2 protein-coding genes are annotated in these 6,762 nt (G+C 46.3%); one reads left to right on the forward strand and one right to left on the reverse strand.

The window, feature by feature from the left end; translation table 11 throughout:
* Nucleotides 1-2: 2 nt before the first annotated feature.
* Entirely contained in the window at nt 3-1,313 is a 1,311-nt protein-coding gene (locus tag CBX98_RS21660; protein ID WP_005395046.1) for a TolC family outer membrane protein, read from the reverse strand.
* 400 nt (nt 1,314-1,713) lie between these two features.
* On the opposite strand from CBX98_RS21660, the gene CBX98_RS21665 reads away from it, so the two are divergent.
* The coding region (locus CBX98_RS21665; protein WP_146192904.1) for a tandem-95 repeat protein at nt 1,714-6,762 on the forward strand (5,049 nt) is incomplete at its 3' end.

Here is a 6,762-nt window from a genome sequence, read left to right on the forward strand (position 1 = left end):
GATCAGTACTCCACCTTTTCATTCCATTCCGTAGGCACATCGACTCGCAAGGCATTTAACAATTGGCCGGTCGCATTCATTACACGGTATTTCGCGTATTGCTCTGAATATCGAGCATCCAAGTAGTTTTTTCTCGCTTCAAATAACTCGTTTTCAGTATTTAACAAATCCAAAAGGGTTCGTTTACCGATGCGATACTGTTTCTCGTAGGCGATAACAGTTTCAGATGCCGAATCTACGTGATCCGCTAGAAACTCTTTTTGCTGAAGCGTTAAATCTAACGCGCTCCATGATAGACGAAGTCCTTCTTCAACGCTGCGGTATGCGCGTTCTCGTAAATCTTTGGCTTTGTTTAGTTGATAGGCAAAGTTTTCAGCATTGGCGACATCACTACCACCATTAAAGAGGTTGTAACGCATACGCAGCATCGCTGTCGTTTCATCACTGCTTCCTTCGATACCGCTTGCATCATCACGCCACGTTTGAGCCGCTTCTACAGATATCGTTGGATAGTAAGTTCCCTTAGATTGCTTATATTGGAACTTAGCTGAGTCTACATCTGCCATCGAAATTTTGATTACTGGATGCGATTCAAATGCCAAGTCAATTGCTTCATCTATGGTGTAGGGAATAAAGTTCTGGTCCGCTCGCGGAAAAATCAATCCTTGTGGGGACTGTCCGACAAGGCGTGTAAACGTGGTGTGGCTGTCATATAAGTTGTTCTGAGCCGCCACCAAGTTACCGTGAGCTTTTGCTAAACGAGCTTCTACTTGAGTTAGGTCAGCGGTAGACCCAAGTCCTGAGTTAACTCGCTTTTTAATGTCTTCGTAGATCTTCTTATGAACCTTCAAGTTGTTTTCTGAAAGTGTAAGAATTTCATAAGCTTTTACTGAATCTAAGTAAACCTTTGCCACTTCGAGTGCCGTGTCTTGAGCATCAGCGAGCAGTTGATAACGAACTGATTCTGCGTCAGCTGCTGTTCGATCCATATCGTTAAGTGTCGCAGAACCGTCCCATATCAACTGGGTTAGTGTCACGGTCGCTTCTTTTCTTGTCAGATCCGTTGAATCTCGCCCTGCTTCTGCTGGGTTAATGCCTTCATAACCGATACCGGCGTCTAAATCTACGGATGGGAGGTAAGCACCGCCAGATGCTTCATTCACATACTGCTTGCTAACGAATTCATTGAACGCACTTTTGATGTCAGGATTGGTTTTTAATGTGTTTTCAACCGCTTGCTCTAGTGTTTGCCCAAAAGCATGACTAGCTGCGAACACACCAATGCAAAAGGCGTTGGCACGAGTCCACTTCACTGTGATTCTCCTAGATAATAATAAAATTTCTCGAGGTGAGAGGGCTTATAAGTGGGATACCTATAAGGGCGTCAATAATTTAGCGCACAATAACATTAATACACGATGAAGTAACCTGTTGATTCATTGTTCATTTGTTTCATTCTTGATAAATCAATTCATTTGGTGGGTCTAAATTTTGAATAAGGATCCCGATTTTAAAGTGAAATTGATGTTTAACAAGAGTTGAGTGGCTTTTATTAAAACAAGACAAATATGCGCATAGATTCCTATTGATGTATGACACATAATTACTTAATTGAGCATCAAATTGCTGTTATTGCACTATATAATCAGGCAATATATAGCAAATTAGTATTGTTAGTCAAAAACTTGACAGTTATTTAGGGTTAAGATTTATATGGATCGTACAGCGTTAGTGTCACTCGGTAATCAAGTCGTCGTAATAGGTTTAGATGGGGAACTGAGAGTCCTAACAGAAGGACAACAGCCCCTACCAGGTGAAGTGGTAGTGGCAACGACAGATGCTGCACCTCTAAATTTGAACATTCAACTAACTGAAGAGCAAAGCTCAAAAGATATTTCTGATGATGTGGCACGAATTATTGGTGCTATTGAGCAAGGTCAAGACCCTTCTATAGTTGATGAAGAACTCGCGCCAGCTGCGGGTGAAAACAGTGGTTCAAGTTTACAAAATAGTGCCACGATTGCACGGGATGGCACTGAAGTGCTGGCCTCAACAAATTTTGAAACTATTGGCTTGGAATCCCTCGGTTTATCTGAAACACAAGCGTTGACCTTAAATGACTTTTTCGCAACAAATATAGAAACCAGTGGAGATGGCTCAAATAAACCACTTACTAATTCTCCAGTGACATTAAGCGCTATCGAAGAAGATAGCGATCCCATCACGATAACTACCGAAGAATTACTATCGAATGTCGATATTGACGATGCTGATACTCTTATCGTTACAAACGTCACTATTGAGAGTGGGAATGGAACTTTAATTGATAACAACGATGGATCTTGGACTTATATCCCAGAAGCTGATGATGATACTGAAGTGTCATTCTCCTATGACATCATTGATGACGATGGGGGTGTTATTAATGGCAATGCTAATTTAGATATTAAGCCTGTTAATGACGCGCCAATAGCGACTAACGATGCGATTCAAACTGACGAAGATTCCCAGGTTGTAATTGATGTGCTTGCTAACGACAGTGACATTGAAGGTGACGATTTATCCATTACTTCTGCTTCTGTATCAGAAAAGCAAGGTATCGTTGAGATTGTCGATGGTAAGCTTGTTTTCACTCCGGCTGAAAACTTCAATGGTAATGCAACTATTAGCTACACCATCTCAGATGGTGAGCTAGAGGATGAAGCTCAAGTCTCGGTAACAGTAAACTCAGTTAACGATGCGCCTATTGCCCTTAATGACGCAACAATTACAGAGGAAGATACCTCAGTAACGATTGATGTGTTGCCAAACGACACTGACATCGATGGTGATACGTTAAGCATTGAATCGGCGTCTGTGCCGAGTGACCAAGGTCAAGTCGAGATTATTGACGGCAAGCTTGTATTTACGCCAACTGAGAACTTCAATGGCGACGCTGAGATCACTTACACCGTCACCGATGGTTCGCTGACTGACCAAGCGACGGTCACCGTCACCGTGAATGCGGTGAACGACACACCTGTGGTTGAAAGCAACATCGCAGACCAAACCTTGGCGGAAGATTTCACGCCATACACCATCGATCTAAATACCGCTTTCAGCGATGTGGATAACGCCGATGGCGAGTTAACGTTTAGCGTCTCTGGCAACAGCAATATTCAAGTGGCGATCGTCAATGGCATTGCTACGTTCACTCCAACCGCGGACTGGAACGGCTCAGAAATCCTAACGTTTACTGCCACTGATCCAAGCGGTGAAAGCGTTAGCCAAACGGTGAACTTCACGGTTGCGCCTGTGGCGGACATCGTGGCAGACAAAGCGACGGTTGTGGAAGACACGGCGACCATCATCAAGGTCTTAGATAACGACACGTTCGAAGGCGACGACAAAGTGGTGTCGCTTGATACCAATAACGGTCCAGCTAACGGCACGGTCTCGGTCAATCCTGATGGCAGCGTAACTTACACGCCAAACGACAACTACCACGGTACAGACAGCTTCACCTACATCGTTACATCGGGCGGGGTATCGGAGTCCACCACAGTGAACGTCGATGTGACGCCAGTCAACGGTGCGCCAGTGGCGACCAATGACAATGCCGTTACTGACGAAGATACACCAGTGACGATTGATGTCCTGCCAAACGACACCGATGTGGATGGCGACAAGCTGAGTATTGAATCAGCCTCTGTACCTAAAGAGCAGGGTACGGTTGAAGTGGTGAATGGCAAACTGGTGTTCACTCCGGCAGAAAACTTCAATGGTGATGCTGAGATCACTTACACCATCACCGACGGTGTGCTGACTGACCAAGCGAAGGTGACCGTTACCGTTAACCCAGTGAACGATGCGCCAACCATCAAGGTTGATGCCGTGGATAGCATCACTGAAGACGCAGTGAGCACGGATACGGTAGTGGCGACGTTGGAAGTCGCTGATTCTGATACGCCAGAAGACCAATTGACCATTTCTTTAGAAAACAACTCAAACGGTTACTTTGTGTTAGTTGGCGATGAAGTCAAGCTGACTCAAGCGGGTGTTGACGCGGTTAACAACGATGAACTCAACCTTAAAGACCTGACTATCAGCGCGTCAGTGTCGGATGGTGTTAATCCAACGGTTAGCGACAGTGACAGTTTGATTGTGAATCGTGTTAATGATGCACCGATTGTTGAAAATGCCATTGCAGATCAAGTGTTATCGGAAGATTTCGCGACCTACACGATTGATTTAAACGACGCATTTAAAGACAGCGACTCCGTGCTTAGCTTCTCAGTAGCCGGTAACAGCAACGTGTTGGTGTCGATTGAAAATGGCATCGCGACCATTAGCCCAACGGCAGACTGGAACGGCTCAGAAGCGTTAACCTTTACGGCGACCGATCCAAGCGGTGAAAGCGTCAGCCAAACGGTGAACTTCACGGTTACCCCTGTGGCGGACATCGTGGCAGACAAAGCGACGGTAGTGGAAGACACGGCGACCGTCATCAAGGTTTTAGGTAACGACACGTTCGAAGGCGACGATAAAGTGGTGTCGCTGGATACCAACAATGGTCCAGCTAACGGCACGGTCTCGGTCAACCCTGACGGCAGCGTGACTTACACGCCAAATGACAACTACCACGGGGCAGACAGCTTTACCTACATCGTTACGTCCGGCGGGGTATCGGAGTCCACCACGGTGAACGTCGATGTGACAACAGTGAATGATGCACCAGTTGCAAAAGATGACACGGCGATTACTGACGAAGACACACCAGTGACGATTCATGTTCTGCCAAACGACACTGATGTGGATGACGATAAGCTAAGTATTGAATCAGCTTCTGTACCTAAAGAGCAGGGTACGGTTGAAGTGGTGGATGGAAAACTCGTTTTCACTCCTGCAGAAAACTTCAATGGCGACGCTGAAATTACCTACACCGTAACGGACGGTCAATTGACCGACGAAGCGACGGTGACCGTTACCGTTAACCCAGTAAACGATGCACCGACTATCAAGGTTGATGCCTTGGAAAGCATCACTGAAGACGCAGTGAGCACTGATACGGTAGTCGCAACCTTGACTGTTCGCGATACTGACACGCCGGAAGATGAGCTTACGGTGTTGCTAGAAAACAACTCAAACGGTTACTTTGTGTTAGTTGGCGATGAAGTCAAGCTGACTCAAGCGGGTGTTGACGCGGTTAACAACGACGAACTCAACCTTAAAGATCTGACTATCAGCGCGTCAGTATCTGATGGTGTTAACCCAACGGCTAACGACAGTGATAGTTTGATTGTGAATCGTGTTAACGATGCACCGACTGTTGAAAATGCGATTGCAGACCAAGTTTTATCGGAAGATTTCGATGCATACACGATCGACTTGAATGAAGTATTTAAAGATTCCGATTCCTCGCTAGAATTCTCCGTCTCTGGCAATAACAACATCCAAGTCTCTATTGTGAATGGCGTTGCCAATATCACTCCGACTGCAGACTGGAACGGCTCAGAAATCCTAACCTTTACTGCCACCGATCCAAGCGGCGAGAGTATTAGCCAAACGGTGAACTTTACGGTTGCGCCTGTGGCGGACATCGTGGCAGACAAAGCGACGGTTGTGGAAGACACGGCGACCGTCATCAAGGTCTTAGGTAACGACACGTTCGAAGGCGACGACAAAGTGGTGTCGCTTGATACCAACAATGGTCCAGCTAACGGCACGGTCTCGGTCAATCCTGATGGCAGCGTAACTTACACGCCAAACGACAACTACCACGGTACAGACAGCTTCACCTACATTGTCACGTCAGGCGGGGTATCGGAATCCACCACGGTGAGCGTTGATGTGACGCCAGTGAATGATGCACCAGTGGCAAAAGATGACACGGCGATTACTGACGAAGACACGCCAGTGACGATTGATGTCCTGCCAAACGACACCGATATTGATGGCGAGAAGCTGAGTATTGAATCAGCCTCTGTACCTAAAGAGCAGGGCACGGTTGAAGTGGTGGATGGAAAACTCGTCTTCACTCCGGCAGAAAACTTCAATGGTGACGCTGAAATCACCTATATCGTAACGGACGGTCAATTGACCGATGAAGCGAAGGTGACCGTTACCGTTAATCCAGTGAACGATGCGCCAACTATCAAGGTTGATGCCGTAGAAAGCATCACTGAAGACGCAGTGAGCACTGATACGGTAGTCGCAACCTTAACGGTTCGTGATACTGATACGCCAGAAGACCAATTAACCGTTTCTTTAGAAAACAACTCAAACGGTTACTTTGTGTTAGTTGGCGATGAAGTCAAGCTGACTCAAGCAGGCGTCGATGCGGTTAACAACGATGAACTTAACCTAAAAGACCTGACTATCAGCGCGTCAGTATCGGATGGTGTTAATCCAACGGCTAACGACAGTGATAGTTTTATTGTGAATCGTGTTAACGATGCGCCGACTGTTGATAATGTCATCTCAGATCAAGTGCTATCGGAAGACTTCGCGACCTACACGATTGATTTAAACAACGCATTTAAAGACAGTGACTCCACACTTAACTTCTCAGTGTCCGGTAACAGCAACGTGTTGGTTTCGATTGAAAACGGCATCGCGACCATTTCACCAACAGCAGACTGGAACGGTTCAGAAACCCTAACCTTTACTGCCACCGATCCAAGCGGTGAAAGCGTCAGCCAAACGGTGAACTTCACAGTAGCGCCTGTGGCGGACATTGAGGCTGATAAAGCGACGGTTGTGGAAGACACGCCAACCATCATT

It is taken from the genome of Vibrio sp. T9, from assembly GCF_003123985.1.
GTDB classification, from domain to species: Bacteria; Pseudomonadota; Gammaproteobacteria; order Enterobacterales; family Vibrionaceae; genus Vibrio; species Vibrio diabolicus.